Below are 15,671 nucleotides of genomic sequence, written 5' to 3'. Positions count from 1 at the left end.
CGTAAATGGAAAATGCCTTAGCATTTGTTAAACTTATAACGTCATCTGCATAGGGAGAATAAAAATGAGTTTTATTAAAGAATTTCGCGAATTCGCGATGCGCGGGAATGTTGTGGATTTGGCAGTGGGTGTCATTATTGGCTCGGCATTCGGGAAGATTGTTTCTTCACTGGTTGCCGATATCATTATGCCGCCGTTGGGGTTATTAATTGGCGGGATCGACTTTAAACAATTTGCTTTTACGCTACGCGAAGCGCAGGGAGATATCCCGGCGGTCGTCATGCATTACGGCGTGTTTATCCAGAACGTATTTGATTTTGTGATTGTGGCGTTTGCTATTTTTGTTGCCATTAAGCTTATCAACAGACTCAACCGTAAAAAAGCAGAAGAGCCGACAGCCCCGCCAGCGCCTTCTAAAGAGGAAGTGTTATTGGGCGAAATCCGCGATCTGCTGAAAGAACAAAGTAACCGTTCTTAATAAGCAGAAGGCCAGTGGTAAAAAAGTCACTGACTTTCTTGCCACTGGCCTCCCAGTTCCCTCGATTACCGTGTTTACCTTTACGCAAATAGCTTCCCTTTGTCAGCGCCAGTGATATAAAACGGTAATTCACCATTTGGATTGTCCGCTCCACCCAACATGTTGTTTCCTTAAGGTTCTCACACCAGAAAGGACATCAACATGCTGAGCAGAGAGGACTTTTACATGATAAAGCAAATGCGCCAGCAGGGCGCGTACATTGTCGATATTGCGACTCAGATTGGTTGCTCTGAACGGACGGTCAGACGCTACCTCAAATACCCTGAACCGCCAGCCAGAAAGACCCGCCACAAAATGGTTAAGCTGAAACCGTTTATGGATTACATCGACATGCGCCTGGCAGAGAATGTCTGGAATAGTGAGGTTATCTTCGCGGAGATTAAGGCAATGGGTTATACGGGCGGACGTTCCATGCTGCGTTACTACATCCAGCCCAAACGTAAAATGCGTCCGTCAAAAAGAACAGTTCGCTTCGAAACTCAGCCTGGATACCAGCTCCAGCACGACTGGGGCGAAGTTGAGGTGGAGGTTGCCGGGCAACGGTGCAAAGTTAACTTTGCGGTTAATACGCTGGGGTTCTCCCGCCGCTTCCATGTCTTCGCAGCACCAAAACAGGATGCTGAGCATACCTACGAATCACTGGTTCGCGCCTTCCGCTACTTCGGTGGTTGTGTGAAAACGGTGCTGGTTGATAACCAGAAGGCTGCGGTGCTGAAGAATAACAACGGGAAAGTCGTGTTCAACTCCGGATTCCTGTTGCTGGCCGACCACTATAACTTCCTGCCACGGGCATGCCGTCCACGCAGGGCCAGAACAAAAGGTAAGGTTGAGCGAATGGTGAAATACCTCAAGGAGAACTTCTTCGTCCGGTACCGCAGGTTCGACAGCTTCACTCATGTTAATCAACAACTGGAGCAATGGATAGCCGATGTGGCTGACAAACGGGAACTTCGCCAGTTCAAAGAAACGCCGGAACAGCGCTTCGCGCTGGAGCAGGAACATCTGCAGCCGTTACCGGATACGGACTTCGATACCAGTTACTTCGATATCCGCCATGTGTCCTGGGACAGCTATATCGAGGTTGGTGGTAATCGTTACAGCGTTCCCGAAGCGCTGTGTGGTCAGCCGGTATCGATACGAATATCGCTGGATGACGAGTTGCGGATCTACAGTAATGAGAAACTGGTGGCCTCACATCGCCTCTGTTCGGCATCGTCTGGCTGGCAGACAGTGCCGGAGCATCACGCCCCGCTCTGGCAGCAGGTCAGTCAGGTGGAACATCGACCACTGAGTGCCTATGAGGAGCTGTTGTGATGCATGAGCTGGAAGTCCTGCTGAGTCGCCTGAAAATGGAGCATCTGAGTTATCACGTTGAAAGCCTGCTGGAACAGGCAGCTAAAAAAGAGCTGAACTACCGGGAGTTCCTGTGCATGGCGCTACAGCAGGAATGGAACGGCAGGCATCAGCGCGGTATGGAGTCCAGGCTGAAGCAGGCTCGTCTGCCGTGGGTCAAAACGCTGGAGCAGTTCGACTTTACCTTCCAGCCGGGCATCGACCGTAAGGTTGTCCGGGAACTGGCTGGTCTGGCGTTCGTGGAGCGCAGCGAAAACGTGATCCTGCTGGGACCTCCTGGTGTCGGAAAAACTCATCTGGCCATAGCTCTTGGCGTGAAAGCGGTGGATGCGGGACATCGGGTACTGTTTATGCCACTGGACAGACTGATCGCGACACTGATGAAAGCGAAACAGGAAAACCGTCTGGAGCGTCAGCTGCAGCAACTGAGTTATGCCCGGGTGTTGATCCTGGATGAAATAGGCTATCTGCCGATGAACAGAGAGGAAGCCAGCCTGTTCTTCCGGCTACTGAACCGTCGATATGAAAAAGCGAGCATCATACTGACGTCAAACAAAGGGTTCGCAGACTGGGGAGAAATGTTCGGAGATCACGTGCTGGCAACAGCGATACTGGATCGGTTGCTACATCACTCAACCACGCTGAATATCAAAGGAGAGAGTTACCGGTTAAAAGAGAAACGTAAAGCTGGAGTGCTGACCAAAAACACAACGCCAATCAGTGATGATGAAATGGTGAAAAGCGGACAGCATCAGTAACGAAAGTATCTTAGCGGGCATGAAAATGGCAAATAACGGTCAAACATCGTGGCGTTGACACCTTACCTTTCTTATTTTTTTCAACGCGTTGCCTGAAAAGGGGATCGTGTAACAATGCCTCGATGGCGTTATCCTTTATCTGCCCTTTCTTATGTTGATAGCGACTCATAATATCTCCCGTTTGTATAAATTAACGGCGCGAGTGTAGTCCCGCCGGTTCAATAAATCAACATCCTGATTTCACTCCACTGGCCCCCTGCTCCAGGGCTTCCAGAATGGAACAATAGACGCTACTATGCGCCGTTCCGCAACAAGCATCATTAAGCCTTTGTAACGAACGCCGCATCGTTTCCAGCTCCGCAATCCTGGCTTCAACCTCCTGCAATCGATCTTGCACAATGCTTTTTGACTCCTGGCAGGTATGATGCTCAGGATCAATTCGGATCGATAAAAGTTCGCGGATCGACTCAAGCGTGAAACCCAACTGCCGCGCATGACGAATAAACTTGAGACGCTGAAGATCGTTTTCCGTATATAGACGAAACCCGCCTTCAGTACGTACCTCATGATCCATCATCTGCTGTTTTTCATAGTAGCGAATGGTATCAGGCGTTACTTCTGCCAGCTTTGCCAGCTCACCAATGCGATACATACAAGCTCCGTTAATTATCGTTGATTTTATGCAACAGTTTTTCTGCATACTCACCATGTAAAAAGTCGGTACTCAACCCAGCCTGTCGAAGTTTTAGTTCAAGCAGTGAGAGCTGGCGACTTACCTGATGGTATCGAGGGTCATCTTCCCGGATACTGTTGAGGATATCAAGTAACTGAATAGCATCTCTGCGCTGCTCCAGTTCAGGAGGAAGACAGCCCGCATACTTGAGTAAGCGATAACCCGCACGAAGTTCCGCCGGCACATGAGAATCATCATCCAGAATAAGCGGTTCGCCGCGGCCAGGCAGATTATCAAACTCGCCTTTACGCTGTGCCTCGATAATATGACGCTCTGCCCACTGGTCAAGTAACCACATACGACACTCCATGGGTTGAACAAAAAGAATACAAGTATTGTAGATATGTGGGGATCGGGCGGGTATAAAAAAACCCGCCGAAGCGGGTCTTTTTACGTTACTACAGATTACTCTGCAGCAGCTTCTGCTTTCGATTCAGAGCGATCAACCAGCTCGATGTATGCCATCGGCGCATTGTCGCCTGCACGGAAGCCACACTTCAGAATGCGAGTGTAACCACCGGCGCGGCTCGCGAAACGCGGGCCCAGCTCGTTAAACAGTTTTGCCACGATCTCGTTATCACGAGTACGGGCGAATGCCAGACGACGATTAGCAACGCTATCAGTCTTGGCAAGAGTAATCAGCGGCTCAACTACGCGACGCAGCTCTTTCGCTTTAGGCAGGGTCGTCTTGATGATTTCATGACGAACCAGTGAACCTGCCATATTGCGGAACATAGCCTGGCGATGGCTGCTGTTGCGGTTCAGTTGACGACCACTCTTACGATGGCGCATGACCTTATCCTTCTCAGTAAAACCTTAACCTGTGATCCGGTTACTCGTCAGCGATGCTTGCCGGTGGCCAGTTTTCCAGGCGCATACCCAGAGACAGTCCACGGGAAGCCAGCACGTCTTTAATCTCGGTAAGAGATTTTTTACCCAGGTTAGGCGTCTTAAGAAGCTCAACCTCGGTACGCTGTACCAGATCACCGATATAGTGGATAGCTTCTGCCTTGAGGCAGTTAGCAGAGCGGACAGTCAATTCCAGATCGTCAACAGGGCGCAGCAGGATCGGATCGAATTCTGGTTTCTCTTCTTTCACTTCCGGCTGACGTACATCACGTAAATCAACGAAAGCTTCCAGTTGTTCAGCCAGGATGGTTGCCGCACGACGAATCGCCTCTTCAGGATCGATTGTGCCGTTGGTTTCCATTTCGATGACCAGCTTGTCCAGGTCGGTACGCTGTTCTACACGCGCTGCTTCAACATTGTAGGCAATACGCTCTACAGGGCTGTAGCAGGCGTCGACCAGCAGACGGCCGATTGGGCGCTCATCTTCTTCCGAATGAATTCGGGTAGAAGCCGGCACATAACCACGACCGCGCTGAACTTTGATACGCATACTAATAGACGCGTTTTCATCGGTCAGGTGGCAGATCACGTGCTGCGGCTTGACGATTTCGACATCCCCATCATGGGTGATATCGGCTGCAGTCACAGGGCCAATGCCAGATTTATTCAAGGTAAGAATAACTTCATCTTTACCCTGAACTCTCACCGCCAGCCCTTTCAGGTTGAGCAGGATTTCCAGGATGTCTTCCTGAACGCCTTCTTTGGTGCTGTACTCATGTAGTACACCATCAATCTCAACCTCGGTCACCGCGCAACCCGGCATCGATGAGAGCAGAATACGGCGCAGTGCGTTACCCAGAGTATGGCCGAAGCCACGCTCTAAAGGCTCAAGGGTCACCTTGGCGTGCGTCGAACTCACTTGCTCGATATCTACCAGGCGCGGTTTTAGAAACTCTGTCACAGAACCCTGCATTGTGTCCTCTCTTTGGTACTAAGCTTTACTTGGAGTAAAGCTCGACGATCAGGTGTTCGTTAATGTCCGCAGACAGATCAGAACGCTCAGGCTTACGCTTGTACGTACCTTCCATCTTGCCAGCATCAACTTCCAGCCAGGTTGGCTTTTCACGCTGCTCAGCCAGCTCCAGAGCGGCTTTCACGCGAGACTGCTTCTTCGCTTTCTCACGAATGCTAACAACGTCATTCGGACTAACCTGATAAGAAGCGATGTTAACAACACGACCGTTTACCATAATTGCTTTATGGCTAACCAGCTGACGTGCTTCTGCACGAGTGGCACCGAAGCCCATACGGTATACAACGTTGTCCAGACGACCTTCCAGCAGAGCCAACAGGTTTTCACCGGTGTTGCCTTTCAGACGTGCTGCTTCTTTGTAGTAGTTACGGAACTGACGCTCCAGCACACCGTAAATGCGGCGAACTTTTTGCTTTTCACGCAACTGCACACCATAGTCAGACAGACGCGGCTTACGCGCACCGTGCTGGCCAGGAGCTTGTTCAATTTTACACTTGGTATCGATCGCGCGAACGCCAGACTTAAGGAATAAGTCGGTGCCCTCACGACGGCTCAGCTTGAGCTTAGGACCCAAATATCTTGCCATTTTCTTTCTCCAACTAACCTGGAAAACGAAGCGTTATACGCGACGTTTTTTCGGCGGACGACAACCGTTATGAGGGATCGGAGTCACATCAGTAATATTAGTGATGCGGAAACCAGCGGCGTTCAGTGCACGAATCGTAGATTCGCGGCCTGGACCCGGACCTTTAACCATAACTTCCAGATTCTTGATGCCGTATTCTTTCACGGCGTCAGCGCAACGCTCTGCTGCAACCTGAGCTGCAAACGGAGTGGATTTGCGAGAACCACGGAAACCGGAACCACCGGCTGTTGCCCAACCCAGCGCATTACCCTGACGATCGGTAATAGTCACGATGGTGTTGTTGAAAGAAGCATGGATATGAGCCACGCCGTCAGAGACTTGTTTTCTTACACGTTTACGTGCGCGAACTGGTGCCTTTGCCATTATTCAATCACCCCGATTATTTCTTGATCGGTTTGCGCGGACCCTTACGGGTACGAGCGTTGGTCTTGGTACGCTGACCGCGAACCGGGAGACCACGACGATGACGCAAACCGCGATAGCAACCAAGATCCATCAGGCGCTTGATGCTCATGCTGATTTCACGGCGCAGATCACCTTCAACGACAAATTTGGCAACTTCGTCACGCAGCGTGTCGATTTGTTCTTCAGACAGCTCACTGATCTTAACATTTTCAGCGATACCCGCTGCAGCCAGGATGGCTTTAGAACGGGTCTTGCCGACACCGTAGATCGAAGTTAATGCGATCACGGCGTGTTTCTGATCAGGAATGTTAATGCCTGCTATACGGGCCACTATGCACTCCTACTATTTAATATGTACGTACCATGCTGAAAAGCCCGTTTTCAGGATACTCAAATGGAAACGTACAGACATACAAAAGATTGGCTGGCTAATCTAGCCAGCTCAACCCAACTTTGCAAGAAAAATATGCGAAAAAATCAGCCTTGGCGCTGTTTATGCTTCGGCTCGGCACTGCAAATCACACGGATGACGCCATCACGCTTAACGATTTTGCAGTTACGGCATAATTTCTTGACGGAAGCACGAACTTTCATTTTTACTCTCCGTAACTTCTCAGGCGACCAATTAACGGCCGTAGCCTTTCAGGTTCGCCTTCTTCAATGCAGACTCATACTGACTGGACATCATCAGAGTTTGCACTTGAGCCATAAAGTCCATAATCACGACAACAACGATAAGCAGTGAGGTCCCACCGAAGTAGAACGGCACTTTCATTGCATCACGCATGAACTCCGGGATCAGGCAGATAAAGGTAATGTACAGTGCACCAACCAGGGTCAGGCGGGTCATTACTTTATCGATATACTTCGCCGTTTGCTCTCCCGGACGAATTCCTGGTACAAATGCACCGGACTTCTTCAGGTTATCTGCTGTTTCACGCGGGTTGAAAACCAACGCCGTGTAGAAGAAACAGAAGAAGATGATTGCAGACGCATAGAGTAACACATAAAGCGGTTGCCCAGGCTGCAAATACAGCGAAATTGTTGTCAGCCAGTTCCAACCAGTACCGCCCCCGAACCATGACGCAATGGTCGCTGGGAACAGAATAATACTGGAAGCGAAGATTGCCGGGATTACCCCCGCCATATTCACTTTCAGCGGTAAATGTGTGCTCTGTGCAGCATAGACACGACGACCTTGCTGACGTTTGGCGTAGTTTACCACAATGCGGCGTTGACCACGTTCAACGAAGACTACAAAGAACGTCACTGCAAATACTAATACTGCAACCAACAGCAACACGAGGAAGTGCAGGTCGCCTTGACGCGCTTGCTCGATAGTATGGGCAATGGCTGGCGGGAGTCCCGCAACGATACCAGCGAAGATGATGATTGAGATACCGTTACCGATACCACGTTCAGTAATCTGTTCGCCGAGCCACATCAGGAACATAGTTCCTGTAACCAGACTTACAACAGCGGTGAAATAGAATGCAGCGCCTGGATTCATCACCAGGCCCTGCATACCAGGCATATTCGGTAGACCGGTAGCAATACCGATCGACTGGAATATCGCCAGCACCAGAGTACCGTAGCGGGTGTACTGGCTGATCTTACGACGACCAGACTCCCCTTCTTTCTTAATTTCCGCTAACGTTGGGTGAACCACCGTCAGTAGCTGGATAATGATCGATGCCGAAATATACGGCATGATCCCCAGAGCAAAGATAGAAGCACGGCTGAGAGCACCACCAGAGAACATGTTAAACATTTCAATGATGGTGCCTCGCTGTTGCTCAAGCAGTTTGGCAAGTACAGCGGCATCAATACCAGGGATCGGAATAAAAGAGCCAATACGGAACACAATCAGCGCGCCGATAACAAACAGCAGTCTGCGTTTCAGCTCGCCTAAGCCACCTTTGGCACTTTGAAAATCTAATCCCGGTTGTTTAGCCATCTGCTACTTATTCCTCGATTTTACCGCCAGCAGCTTCGATAGCAGCACGAGCGCCTTTAGTAACACGCAGGCCACGAACAGTTACCGGAGTAGTGACTTCGCCAGCCAGGATCACTTTCGCGAACTCGATCTGGATACCGATAATGTTTGCCGCTTTCAGCGTGTTCAGGTCTACAACGCCGCCTTCTACTTTCGCCAGGTCAGACAGACGAACTTCGGCTGTAATCGCTGCTTTGCGAGAAGTGAAGCCGAATTTCGGCAGACGACGGTACAGAGGCATCTGACCACCCTCGAAACCGCGACGTACGCCACCGCCAGAACGAGACTTCTGACCTTTGTGACCACGACCACCGGTTTTACCGAGGCCAGAACCGATACCACGACCCAGGCGTTTACCCGCCTTTTTGGAGCCTTCGGCCGGAGACAGAGTATTTAAACGCATCTCTTACTCCTCAACTTTAACCATGAAGGAAACCGCGTTGACCATACCACGAACAGCAGGAGTATCCTCGCGCTCTACGGTGTGGCCAATACGACGCAGACCCAGGCCAAGCAGCGTTGCCTTGTGTTTCGGCAGACGACCGATTGCACTGCGGGTTTGAGTAATTTTAATAGTCTTTGCCATGGTTTATTTCCCCAGAATTTCTTCAACGGATTTACCACGCTTGGCAGCGACCATTTCTGGAGAATTCATATTTTCCAGGCCATCAATAGTTGCACGAACCACGTTGATCGGGTTAGTGGAACCGTATGCTTTAGCCAGAACGTTATGAACCCCAGCAACTTCCAGAACGGCGCGCATTGCACCACCGGCGATGATACCGGTACCTTCGGAAGCTGGCTGCATGAATACACGAGACCCCGTGTGAACACCTTTAACCGGGTGTTGCAGGGTGCCGTTGTTCAGCGCGACGTTAATCATATTGCGACGGGCTTTTTCCATCGCTTTCTGGATCGCTGCTGGAACTTCACGCGCTTTACCGTAACCAAAACCAACGCGACCGTTACCATCACCCACTACAGTCAGAGCTGTGAAGGAGAAAATACGACCACCTTTAACGGTTTTAGATACGCGGTTTACCGCGATCAGCTTTTCCTGCAGTTCGCCAGCTTGTTTTTCGATGTGAGCCATCTTACACCTCTACCTTAGAACTGAAGGCCAGCTTCACGGGCAGCATCTGCCAGTGCCTGGACACGACCATGATATTGGAACCCGGAACGGTCAAAGGACACATCTTTGATGCCTTTTTCCAGAGCGCGTTCAGCGACAGCTTTACCCACAGCTGCAGCCGCGTCTTTGTTACCGGTGTACTTCAGTTGTTCAGCGATAGCTTTTTCTACAGTAGAAGCAGCTACCAGAACTTCAGAACCGTTCGGTGCAATTACCTGTGCGTAAATATGACGCGGGGTACGATGTACCACCAGGCGAGTTGCGCCCAGCTCTTTGAGCTTGCGGCGTGCGCGGGTCGCACGACGGATACGAGCAGATTTCTTATCCATAGTGTTACCTTACTTCTTCTTAGCCTCTTTGGTACGCACGACTTCGTCGGCGTAACGAACACCCTTGCCTTTATAAGGCTCAGGACGACGGTAGGCGCGCAGATCTGCTGCAACCTGGCCGATCATCTGCTTATCAGCGCCTTTCAGCACGATTTCAGTTTGAGTCGGACATTCAGCAGTAATACCTGCCGGCAGCTGATGATCAACCGGGTGAGAGAAACCTAAAGACAGGTTTACTACATTCCCTTTAACCGCTGCACGATAACCTACACCAACCAGCTGCAGCTTCTTAGTGAAGCCTTCGGTAACACCGATAACCATTGAGTTCAGCAGGGCACGCGCGGTACCAGCCTGTGCCCAACCGTCTGCGTAACCATCACGCGGACCGAAGGTCAGTGCATTATCTGCATGTTTAACTTCAACAGCATCGTTGAGAGTACGAGTCAGCTCGCCGTTTTTACCTTTGATCGTAATAACCTGACCGTTGATTTTGACATCAACGCCGGCAGGAACAACGACCGGTGCTTTAGCAACACGAGACATTTTTTCCTCCGATTAGGCTACGTAGCAGATAATTTCGCCACCAAGACCAGCCTGGCGCGCTGCACGATCAGTCATAACACCTTTAGAGGTAGAAACAACCGCGATACCCAGACCGGCCATAACTTTCGGCAGCTCATCTTTACGTTTGTAGATGCGCAGGCCTGGGCGGCTGACACGCTGAATGCTTTCTACAACAGCTTTACCCTGGAAATACTTAAGTGTCAGTTCCAGTTCCGGCTTGGTGTCGCCTTCAACTTTAAAATCTTCAATAAAACCTTCTTCCTTCAGCACGTTGGCAATTGCCACTTTCAGCTTGGAGGAAGGCATGGTGACCGCAGCTTTGTTCGCGGCCTGACCGTTACGGATACGGGTCAGCATATCCGCGATCGGATCTTGCATGCTCATCTGTCTTTACTCCCGTGATTCAATTGGTGACAATTACCAGCTAGCCTTTTTCAGACCCGGAATTTCACCGCGCATAGCGGCTTCACGGACCTTAATACGGCTCAACCCGAACTTCCGCAGGAAAGCGTGCGGACGACCAGTTTGACGGCAGCGGTTACGCTGACGTGACGGGCTGGAATCACGCGGCAGAGTCTGCAGCTTAAGAACCGCATTCCAACGATCTTCGTCGGTTGCGTTCACATCAGAGATGATCGCTTTCAGTTCAGCGCGTTTCGCGAAGTATTTATCAGCTAAAGCTACGCGTTTTACTTCGCGTGCTTTCATTGATTGCTTAGCCATTTAGTAACCCTACCTTACTTGCGGAACGGGAAGTCAAAGGCAGCCAGCAGAGCACGGCCTTCTTCGTCAGATTTCGCAGTAGTGGTAATGGTAATATCCAAACCACGAACGCGGTCGACTTTATCGTAGTCGATTTCTGGGAAGATGATCTGCTCACGGACACCCATGCTGTAGTTACCACGACCGTCGAATGACTTAGCGGACAAGCCACGGAAGTCACGGATACGAGGAACAGCAATAGTGATCAGGCGCTCAAAGAACTCCCACATGCGTTCGCCACGCAGAGTTACTTTACAGCCGATCGGATAGCCCTGACGGATTTTGAAGCCTGCAACAGATTTGCGTGCTTTGGTGATCAACGGCTTTTGACCGGAGATTGCTGTCAGGTCTGCTGCTGCGTTATCCAGCAGTTTCTTGTCAGCGATCGCTTCACCAACACCCATGTTCAGGGTGATCTTCTCGACCCGAGGGACTTGCATGACAGAATTGTAGTTAAACTCAGTCATGAGTTTGTTAACTACTTCGTCTTTGTAGTAATCATGCAGTTTCGCCATCGTACTACTCCAAATTACTTGATAGTTTCGCTGTTAGACTTGAAGAAACGGACTTTTTTGCCGTCTTCGAATCTAAAGCCTACACGGTCAGCCTTGCCGGTTGCCGCATTGAAGATTGCAACGTTAGAAACCTGAATTGCAGCTTCTTTTTCAACGATGCCGCCTGGTTGGTTCAGAGCCGGAACCGGCTTCTGGTGTTTCTTAACCAGGTTGATACCTTCAACAATGACCTTGCCGGAAGACAGGACATTCTTAACTTTACCGCGCTTACCTTTATCTTTACCGGTTAACACGATAACTTCGTCATCACGACGGATTTTCGCTGCCATGATTCGCTCCTTAGAGTACTTCTGGTGCCAGAGAGATAATTTTCATGAACTTCTCGTTACGAAGTTCACGAGTTACCGGCCCAAAAATACGCGTACCGATAGGCTGCTCGCTGTTATTGTTTAAAATAACGCATGCATTACCATCGAAGCGAATGACAGAACCGTCCGGGCGACGAACACCCTTCTTGGTGCGCACCACTACCGCCTTCAGCACATCACCTTTTTTGACCTTACCACGCGGAATCGCTTCTTTGATGGTGATCTTAATGATGTCGCCTACGCCTGCGTAGCGACGGTGCGAGCCACCCAGAACCTTGATACACATTACGCGACGTGCACCGGAGTTGTCGGCGACGTTCAGCATAGTCTGTTCTTGGATCATTTTAGTGCTCCGCTAATGTCAACTACTACTGAGACCCGAAAATCAGGTCGTTAAAAAAACCCCATATCGAGGGCGCGGCATTATAACACCGCAAATCAGATATGGGTAGAAAAAATAAACGGCCCATCGGTGAGCCGTTTATTCGTATCGAGAATATACACGTCGTACTTCAAGTTGCAGATGCGTTGGCCGCGTTCACTCACTCCAGTCACGTACTAATGTACGCTCCTGGGATTCGCTCTCTTGCCGCCTTTCTGCGACTCGAATTGCTTAGTGTATCGGTACTGTATTACAGAACCGCTTTCTCTACAACGCGAACCAGAGTCCAGGATTTAGTCTTGGACAGCGGACGGCATTCGCGGATTTCAACCACGTCGCCGATACCACATTCGTTGTTCTCGTCATGTACGTGCATTTTGGTCGTACGCTTGATGAATTTACCGTAGATCGGGTGTTTCACAAAACGTTCGATAGCAACAACAATGGATTTCTCCATTTTGTCGCTAACCACGCGACCTTGCAGAGTACGGATTTTATCGGTCATTACGCACCCGCCTTCTCAGTCAGTAAAGTCTTAACGCGTGCGACATCACGACGCACTTGCTTCAACAGGTGAGACTGTTGCAGCTGGCCACTTGCAGCCTGCATACGCAGGTTGAACTGCTCACGCAGCAGGTTCAGTAGCTCGGTGTTCAGCTCTTCAACGCTCTTCTCACGCAGCTCTTTTGCTTTCATTACATCACCGTCTTAGTTACAAAGGTGGTTTTAATCGGCAGTTTCGCTGCTGCCAGCTTGAATGCTTCACGGGCCAGCTCTTCCGGTACGCCGTCCATTTCATACAGGACTTTACCCGGCTGAATCAAGGCAACCCAATACTCCACGTTACCTTTACCTTTACCCATACGCACTGCCAGCGGCTTTTCAGTGATCGGTTTGTCCGGGAATACACGGATCCAGATCTTACCTTGACGCTTAACTGCACGGGTCATAGCACGACGTGCTGCTTCGATCTGACGGGCAGTCAGACGACCACGGCCAACAGCTTTCAGGCCGAAGCTGCCGAAGCTAACATCCGCGCCAGCAGCCAGACCACGGTTGCGGCCTTTGTGCATTTTACGGAATTTTGTACGCTTTGGTTGTAACATCAGCGACGCTCCTTATTTACGGCCTTTACGCTGCTGCTTTTTCGGTTGAGCAGCCGGTTTTTCCGGTTGTTCAACAGCAGCCATACCACCCAGGATCTCGCCTTTGAAGATCCACACTTTAACGCCGATTACACCGTAAGTGGTGTGCGCTTCAGAGGTGTTGTAGTCGATGTCAGCACGCAGAGTGTGCAGCGGTACGCGACCTTCGCGGTACCATTCGGTACGTGCGATTTCCGCGCCGCCCAGACGGCCGCTAACTTCAACTTTGATACCTTTAGCGCCCAGACGCATAGCGTTCTGTACAGCACGCTTCATCGCACGACGGAACATAACGCGACGTTCCAGCTGAGAAGTGATGCTGTCAGCAACCAGTTTAGCGTCCAGTTCAGGTTTACGAACTTCGGCGATATTGATCTGTGCAGGAACGCCAGCGATATCCGCTACGACCTTACGCAGTTTCTCTACGTCTTCACCTTTTTTACCGATAACGATACCCGGACGAGCGGTGTGAATGGTCACACGGATGCTCTTAGCCGGACGCTCGATAACGATACGAGATACAGACGCTTTAGCCAGTTCCTTTGTCAGGTACTGACGTACTTTAAAATCGCTGTCCAGGTTGTCAGCGAATTCTTTGGTGTTCGCAAACCAGGTAGAGTTCCATGGTTTTACAATACCCAGGCGAATACCATTAGGATGTACTTTCTGACCCATTGCTAGTCTCCAGAGTCTCAGCGATCGGACACAACCACAGTGATGTGGCTGGTGCGCTTCAGGATGCGATCTGCACGACCTTTTGCACGCGGCATAATGCGCTTCATGCTCGGGCCTTCGTCTACGAAAATTTTCGTAACTTTCAGATCGTCAATGTCAGCGCCATCGTTGTGTTCAGCGTTAGCAATGGCAGATTCCAGAACTTTCTTGACCAGTACAGCCGCTTTCTTATTGGTGTAGGTCAGAATATCCAGAGCCTGCGACACTTTCTTACCGCGAATCAGGTCAGCAACAAGGCGAACCTTCTGAGCAGAAGAACGAGCATGGCGATGTTTAGCGATAGTTTCCATCTCTTCCTCCTACCTTATTTCTTCTTCGCTTTTTTATCAGCAGCGTGGCCGCGATAAGTACGAGTCGGTGCGAATTCACCCAGTTTGTGACCGACCATTTCGTCGGAAACAAATACCGGAACGTGCTGACGACCATTATGGACAGCGATGGTCAAACCGATCATGTTAGGAAAGATCGTTGAACGACGGGACCAGGTGCGCAGGGGCTTCTTGTCTCCGCTTTCCACCGCTTTCTCTACCTTCTTCAGCAAGTGCAGGTCAATAAAAGGACCTTTCTTGAGAGAACGTGGCATGGCTTATCCTCTAAAATTATTTGCTACGGCGACGTACGATGAATTTATCGGTACGCTTGTTGCTGCGGGTCTTCTTACCTTTGGTCTGAACGCCCCACGGAGTTACCGGGTGCTTACCAAAGTTACGACCTTCACCACCACCATGTGGGTGATCTACTGGGTTCATCGCAGTACCGCGAACGGTAGGACGAACGCCACGCCAGCGTGCAGCACCTGCTTTACCCAGAACGCGCAGCATATGCTCAGCATTGCCAACTTCGCCCAGGGTTGCACGGCAGTCTGCTTCGACTTTACGCATTTCACCAGAACGCAGACGCAGGGTGACATAAGCGCCATCGCGAGCAACGATCTGAACGTAAGTACCAGCGGAACGCGCCAGCTGACCGCCTTTACCTGGTTTCATTTCTACGTTATGAACGGTAGAACCAACCGGGATATTGCGCATCGGCAGGGTGTTGCCTGCTTTGATTGCAGCATCAACGCCAGACTGAATCTGGTCGCCAGCTTTCAGGCCTTTCGGGGCCAGGATGTAACGGCGTTCGCCGTCTTTGTACAGAACCAGCGCGATATTCGCGGAACGGTTCGGATCGTACTCAAGACGTTCAACAACTGCCGGGATACCGTCTTTGTTGCGTTTGAAGTCAACAATACGGTAAGCCTGTTTGTGACCACCACCGATATGACGAGTGGTGATACGGCCATTGTTGTTACGACCACCGGATTTGCTGTTTTTTTCAACCAGCGGAGCAAAAGGTTTGCCCTTGTGCAGCTCTGGGTTGACCACTTTAACGACGTGGCGACGACCCGGAGATGTCGGTTTACATTTAACAACTGCCATTGTATTA

At 50.5% G+C, this 15,671-nt stretch carries 29 protein-coding genes and 2 pseudogenes; 3 read left to right on the top strand and 28 right to left on the bottom strand.

What is annotated here, in order from left to right; translation table 11 throughout:
- Positions 1 to 64 precede the first annotated feature (64 nt).
- The gene (gene mscL / locus ACE15A_RS02030; RefSeq protein ID WP_129382346.1) at positions 65 to 478 is read left to right on the top strand and encodes a large-conductance mechanosensitive channel protein MscL; all 414 of its coding nucleotides are present in this window, start codon (positions 65 to 67) and stop codon (positions 476 to 478) included.
- Here the strand turns inward: mscL and ACE15A_RS02025 are convergent.
- Positions 414 to 578: pseudogene (locus ACE15A_RS02025) on the bottom strand (alternative ribosome-rescue factor A); the annotation flags it as partial. The gene mscL and the pseudogene ACE15A_RS02025 overlap by 65 nt on opposite strands.
- A 101-nt stretch (positions 579 to 679) precedes the next feature.
- On the opposite strand from ACE15A_RS02025, the gene istA reads away from it, so the two are divergent.
- Positions 680 to 1,852: an IS21-like element IS21 family transposase gene (gene istA / locus ACE15A_RS02020; RefSeq protein WP_000952373.1), complete on the top strand. Its 1,173-nt coding sequence runs from the start codon at positions 680 to 682 to the stop codon at positions 1,850 to 1,852.
- Positions 1,852 to 2,649 carry an IS21-like element IS21 family helper ATPase IstB gene (gene istB, locus ACE15A_RS02015; RefSeq protein ID WP_000544830.1) on the top strand — a complete coding sequence of 266 codons (798 nt, stop codon included), beginning with the start codon at positions 1,852 to 1,854 and terminating at the stop codon, positions 2,647 to 2,649. Before istA ends, istB begins: the two co-directional genes overlap by 1 nt.
- Positions 2,650 to 2,704: 55 nt before the next feature.
- Here the strand turns inward: istB and arfA are convergent.
- The 27 genes and pseudogenes from arfA to rplB all read right to left on the bottom strand — a co-directional run.
- Positions 2,705 to 2,818 (bottom strand): annotated as a pseudogene (gene arfA / locus ACE15A_RS02010) (alternative ribosome rescue factor ArfA); the annotation flags it as partial.
- A gap of 57 nt (positions 2,819 to 2,875) precedes the next feature.
- Positions 2,876 to 3,301 (bottom strand): Zn(2+)-responsive transcriptional regulator, encoded by a 426-nt coding sequence (gene zntR, locus ACE15A_RS02005; RefSeq protein ID WP_023246885.1) that lies wholly within the window; start codon positions 3,299 to 3,301, stop codon positions 2,876 to 2,878.
- A 10-nt stretch (positions 3,302 to 3,311) separates the two neighbouring features.
- Positions 3,312 to 3,680: a DUF1992 domain-containing protein gene (locus ACE15A_RS02000; protein WP_053510231.1), complete on the bottom strand. Its 369-nt coding sequence runs from the start codon at positions 3,678 to 3,680 to the stop codon at positions 3,312 to 3,314.
- A gap of 107 nt (positions 3,681 to 3,787) precedes the next feature.
- Positions 3,788 to 4,174 (bottom strand): 50S ribosomal protein L17, encoded by a 387-nt coding sequence (gene rplQ / locus ACE15A_RS01995; RefSeq protein ID WP_001216372.1) that lies wholly within the window; start codon positions 4,172 to 4,174, stop codon positions 3,788 to 3,790.
- 40 nt (positions 4,175 to 4,214) lie between these two features.
- A complete protein-coding gene (locus ACE15A_RS01990; RefSeq protein WP_001162094.1) occupies positions 4,215 to 5,204 on the bottom strand; it encodes a DNA-directed RNA polymerase subunit alpha in 990 nt (329 codons plus the stop codon).
- Positions 5,205 to 5,229: 25 nt separating this feature from the next.
- Positions 5,230 to 5,850, bottom strand: a complete 621-nt coding sequence (rpsD, locus tag ACE15A_RS01985) for a 30S ribosomal protein S4 (RefSeq protein ID WP_000135226.1) — start codon at positions 5,848 to 5,850, stop codon at positions 5,230 to 5,232.
- A gap of 33 nt (positions 5,851 to 5,883) precedes the next feature.
- A complete protein-coding gene (gene rpsK, locus ACE15A_RS01980; RefSeq protein ID WP_001029758.1) occupies positions 5,884 to 6,273 on the bottom strand; it encodes a 30S ribosomal protein S11 in 390 nt (129 codons plus the stop codon).
- Between the two features lie 16 nt (positions 6,274 to 6,289).
- Positions 6,290 to 6,646 (bottom strand): 30S ribosomal protein S13, encoded by a 357-nt coding sequence (rpsM, locus tag ACE15A_RS01975; protein WP_000090780.1) that lies wholly within the window; start codon positions 6,644 to 6,646, stop codon positions 6,290 to 6,292.
- Between the two features lie 146 nt (positions 6,647 to 6,792).
- Positions 6,793 to 6,909 carry a 50S ribosomal protein L36 gene (rpmJ, locus tag ACE15A_RS01970; protein WP_000868187.1) on the bottom strand — a complete coding sequence of 39 codons (117 nt, stop codon included), beginning with the start codon at positions 6,907 to 6,909 and terminating at the stop codon, positions 6,793 to 6,795.
- A 31-nt stretch (positions 6,910 to 6,940) separates the two neighbouring features.
- Positions 6,941 to 8,272: a preprotein translocase subunit SecY gene (secY, locus tag ACE15A_RS01965; RefSeq protein WP_023246887.1), complete on the bottom strand. Its 1,332-nt coding sequence runs from the start codon at positions 8,270 to 8,272 to the stop codon at positions 6,941 to 6,943.
- Positions 8,273 to 8,279: 7 nt separating this feature from the next.
- Complete coding sequence (rplO, locus tag ACE15A_RS01960; RefSeq protein ID WP_001238917.1) at positions 8,280 to 8,714, bottom strand: 50S ribosomal protein L15; 435 nt, start codon at positions 8,712 to 8,714, stop codon at positions 8,280 to 8,282.
- 3 nt (positions 8,715 to 8,717) lie between these two features.
- Positions 8,718 to 8,897, bottom strand: a complete 180-nt coding sequence (rpmD, locus tag ACE15A_RS01955; RefSeq protein ID WP_001140434.1) for a 50S ribosomal protein L30 — start codon at positions 8,895 to 8,897, stop codon at positions 8,718 to 8,720.
- A 3-nt stretch (positions 8,898 to 8,900) separates the two neighbouring features.
- Positions 8,901 to 9,404 (bottom strand): 30S ribosomal protein S5, encoded by a 504-nt coding sequence (gene rpsE / locus ACE15A_RS01950; RefSeq protein WP_000940121.1) that lies wholly within the window; start codon positions 9,402 to 9,404, stop codon positions 8,901 to 8,903.
- Between the two features lie 14 nt (positions 9,405 to 9,418).
- On the bottom strand, positions 9,419 to 9,772 hold the full coding sequence (gene rplR / locus ACE15A_RS01945) for a 50S ribosomal protein L18 (protein ID WP_000358956.1): 354 nt from the start codon (positions 9,770 to 9,772) through the stop codon (positions 9,419 to 9,421).
- 9 nt (positions 9,773 to 9,781) lie between these two features.
- Complete coding sequence (gene rplF / locus ACE15A_RS01940) at positions 9,782 to 10,315, bottom strand: 50S ribosomal protein L6 (RefSeq protein ID WP_023246888.1); 534 nt, start codon at positions 10,313 to 10,315, stop codon at positions 9,782 to 9,784.
- A 12-nt stretch (positions 10,316 to 10,327) separates the two neighbouring features.
- Positions 10,328 to 10,720 (bottom strand): 30S ribosomal protein S8, encoded by a 393-nt coding sequence (gene rpsH / locus ACE15A_RS01935; protein ID WP_000062611.1) that lies wholly within the window; start codon positions 10,718 to 10,720, stop codon positions 10,328 to 10,330.
- A 33-nt stretch (positions 10,721 to 10,753) separates the two neighbouring features.
- A complete protein-coding gene (gene rpsN / locus ACE15A_RS01930) occupies positions 10,754 to 11,059 on the bottom strand; it encodes a 30S ribosomal protein S14 (RefSeq protein ID WP_001118932.1) in 306 nt (101 codons plus the stop codon).
- A 14-nt stretch (positions 11,060 to 11,073) separates the two neighbouring features.
- Complete coding sequence (gene rplE, locus ACE15A_RS01925; RefSeq protein ID WP_001096206.1) at positions 11,074 to 11,613, bottom strand: 50S ribosomal protein L5; 540 nt, start codon at positions 11,611 to 11,613, stop codon at positions 11,074 to 11,076.
- 14 nt (positions 11,614 to 11,627) lie between these two features.
- Positions 11,628 to 11,942: a 50S ribosomal protein L24 gene (gene rplX / locus ACE15A_RS01920; protein ID WP_000729185.1), complete on the bottom strand. Its 315-nt coding sequence runs from the start codon at positions 11,940 to 11,942 to the stop codon at positions 11,628 to 11,630.
- Between the two features lie 10 nt (positions 11,943 to 11,952).
- On the bottom strand, positions 11,953 to 12,324 hold the full coding sequence (gene rplN, locus ACE15A_RS01915) for a 50S ribosomal protein L14 (RefSeq protein WP_000613954.1): 372 nt from the start codon (positions 12,322 to 12,324) through the stop codon (positions 11,953 to 11,955).
- A 289-nt stretch (positions 12,325 to 12,613) separates the two neighbouring features.
- Complete coding sequence (rpsQ, locus tag ACE15A_RS01910) at positions 12,614 to 12,868, bottom strand: 30S ribosomal protein S17 (RefSeq protein ID WP_000130101.1); 255 nt, start codon at positions 12,866 to 12,868, stop codon at positions 12,614 to 12,616.
- Positions 12,868 to 13,059, bottom strand: coding sequence for a 50S ribosomal protein L29 (gene rpmC, locus ACE15A_RS01905; protein WP_000644742.1), 192 nt, complete (start codon positions 13,057 to 13,059; stop codon positions 12,868 to 12,870). The genes rpsQ and rpmC overlap by 1 nt, the downstream gene beginning before the upstream one ends.
- The gene (gene rplP, locus ACE15A_RS01900; RefSeq protein ID WP_000941208.1) at positions 13,059 to 13,469 is read right to left on the bottom strand and encodes a 50S ribosomal protein L16; all 411 of its coding nucleotides are present in this window, start codon (positions 13,467 to 13,469) and stop codon (positions 13,059 to 13,061) included. Before rplP ends, rpmC begins: the two co-directional genes overlap by 1 nt.
- A gap of 12 nt (positions 13,470 to 13,481) precedes the next feature.
- A complete protein-coding gene (gene rpsC, locus ACE15A_RS01895) occupies positions 13,482 to 14,183 on the bottom strand; it encodes a 30S ribosomal protein S3 (protein ID WP_000529945.1) in 702 nt (233 codons plus the stop codon).
- Positions 14,184 to 14,200: 17 nt separating this feature from the next.
- Positions 14,201 to 14,533, bottom strand: coding sequence for a 50S ribosomal protein L22 (gene rplV, locus ACE15A_RS01890; RefSeq protein WP_000447529.1), 333 nt, complete (start codon positions 14,531 to 14,533; stop codon positions 14,201 to 14,203).
- 14 nt (positions 14,534 to 14,547) lie between these two features.
- Positions 14,548 to 14,826: a 30S ribosomal protein S19 gene (gene rpsS, locus ACE15A_RS01885; protein ID WP_001138115.1), complete on the bottom strand. Its 279-nt coding sequence runs from the start codon at positions 14,824 to 14,826 to the stop codon at positions 14,548 to 14,550.
- A gap of 16 nt (positions 14,827 to 14,842) precedes the next feature.
- Positions 14,843 to 15,664: a 50S ribosomal protein L2 gene (gene rplB, locus ACE15A_RS01880; protein ID WP_000301869.1), complete on the bottom strand. Its 822-nt coding sequence runs from the start codon at positions 15,662 to 15,664 to the stop codon at positions 14,843 to 14,845.
- Positions 15,665 to 15,671 lie beyond the last annotated feature (7 nt).

The sequence above is a fragment of the Salmonella sp. HY31 genome, assembly GCF_042604575.1.
GTDB lineage: Bacteria > Pseudomonadota > Gammaproteobacteria > Enterobacterales > Enterobacteriaceae > Salmonella > Salmonella diarizonae.
The sequence above is the reverse complement of the archived record's forward strand: the minus strand, read 5'-3'. Positions and strand labels throughout refer to the sequence as shown.

Excerpts from the sequence above, each read along its gene's own strand:
- mscL (WP_129382346.1), top strand. The coding sequence starts at position 65 with ATGAGTTTTATTAAAGAATTTCGCGAATTCGCGATGCGCGGGAATGTT.
- istA (WP_000952373.1), top strand. The coding sequence starts at position 680 with ATGCTGAGCAGAGAGGACTTTTACATGATAAAGCAAATGCGCCAGCAG.
- istB (WP_000544830.1), top strand. The coding sequence starts at position 1,852 with ATGCATGAGCTGGAAGTCCTGCTGAGTCGCCTGAAAATGGAGCATCTG.
- zntR (WP_023246885.1), bottom strand. The coding sequence starts at position 3,301 with ATGTATCGCATTGGTGAGCTGGCAAAGCTGGCAGAAGTAACGCCTGAT.
- ACE15A_RS02000 (WP_053510231.1), bottom strand. The coding sequence starts at position 3,680 with ATGTGGTTACTTGACCAGTGGGCAGAGCGTCATATTATCGAGGCACAG.
- rplQ (WP_001216372.1), bottom strand. The coding sequence starts at position 4,174 with ATGCGCCATCGTAAGAGTGGTCGTCAACTGAACCGCAACAGCAGCCAT.
- ACE15A_RS01990 (WP_001162094.1), bottom strand. The coding sequence starts at position 5,204 with ATGCAGGGTTCTGTGACAGAGTTTCTAAAACCGCGCCTGGTAGATATC.
- rpsD (WP_000135226.1), bottom strand. The coding sequence starts at position 5,850 with ATGGCAAGATATTTGGGTCCTAAGCTCAAGCTGAGCCGTCGTGAGGGC.
- rpsK (WP_001029758.1), bottom strand. The coding sequence starts at position 6,273 with ATGGCAAAGGCACCAGTTCGCGCACGTAAACGTGTAAGAAAACAAGTC.
- rpmJ (WP_000868187.1), bottom strand. The coding sequence starts at position 6,909 with ATGAAAGTTCGTGCTTCCGTCAAGAAATTATGCCGTAACTGCAAAATC.
- secY (WP_023246887.1), bottom strand. The coding sequence starts at position 8,272 with ATGGCTAAACAACCGGGATTAGATTTTCAAAGTGCCAAAGGTGGCTTA.
- rplO (WP_001238917.1), bottom strand. The coding sequence starts at position 8,714 with ATGCGTTTAAATACTCTGTCTCCGGCCGAAGGCTCCAAAAAGGCGGGT.
- rpmD (WP_001140434.1), bottom strand. The coding sequence starts at position 8,897 with ATGGCAAAGACTATTAAAATTACTCAAACCCGCAGTGCAATCGGTCGT.
- rpsE (WP_000940121.1), bottom strand. The coding sequence starts at position 9,404 with ATGGCTCACATCGAAAAACAAGCTGGCGAACTGCAGGAAAAGCTGATC.
- rplR (WP_000358956.1), bottom strand. The coding sequence starts at position 9,772 with ATGGATAAGAAATCTGCTCGTATCCGTCGTGCGACCCGCGCACGCCGC.
- rplF (WP_023246888.1), bottom strand. The coding sequence starts at position 10,315 with ATGTCTCGTGTTGCTAAAGCACCGGTCGTTGTTCCTGCCGGCGTTGAT.
- rpsH (WP_000062611.1), bottom strand. The coding sequence starts at position 10,720 with ATGAGCATGCAAGATCCGATCGCGGATATGCTGACCCGTATCCGTAAC.
- rpsN (WP_001118932.1), bottom strand. The coding sequence starts at position 11,059 with ATGGCTAAGCAATCAATGAAAGCACGCGAAGTAAAACGCGTAGCTTTA.
- rplE (WP_001096206.1), bottom strand. The coding sequence starts at position 11,613 with ATGGCGAAACTGCATGATTACTACAAAGACGAAGTAGTTAACAAACTC.
- rplX (WP_000729185.1), bottom strand. The coding sequence starts at position 11,942 with ATGGCAGCGAAAATCCGTCGTGATGACGAAGTTATCGTGTTAACCGGT.
- rplN (WP_000613954.1), bottom strand. The coding sequence starts at position 12,324 with ATGATCCAAGAACAGACTATGCTGAACGTCGCCGACAACTCCGGTGCA.
- rpsQ (WP_000130101.1), bottom strand. The coding sequence starts at position 12,868 with ATGACCGATAAAATCCGTACTCTGCAAGGTCGCGTGGTTAGCGACAAA.
- rpmC (WP_000644742.1), bottom strand. The coding sequence starts at position 13,059 with ATGAAAGCAAAAGAGCTGCGTGAGAAGAGCGTTGAAGAGCTGAACACC.
- rplP (WP_000941208.1), bottom strand. The coding sequence starts at position 13,469 with ATGTTACAACCAAAGCGTACAAAATTCCGTAAAATGCACAAAGGCCGC.
- rpsC (WP_000529945.1), bottom strand. The coding sequence starts at position 14,183 with ATGGGTCAGAAAGTACATCCTAATGGTATTCGCCTGGGTATTGTAAAA.
- rplV (WP_000447529.1), bottom strand. The coding sequence starts at position 14,533 with ATGGAAACTATCGCTAAACATCGCCATGCTCGTTCTTCTGCTCAGAAG.
- rpsS (WP_001138115.1), bottom strand. The coding sequence starts at position 14,826 with ATGCCACGTTCTCTCAAGAAAGGTCCTTTTATTGACCTGCACTTGCTG.
- rplB (WP_000301869.1), bottom strand. The coding sequence starts at position 15,664 with ATGGCAGTTGTTAAATGTAAACCGACATCTCCGGGTCGTCGCCACGTC.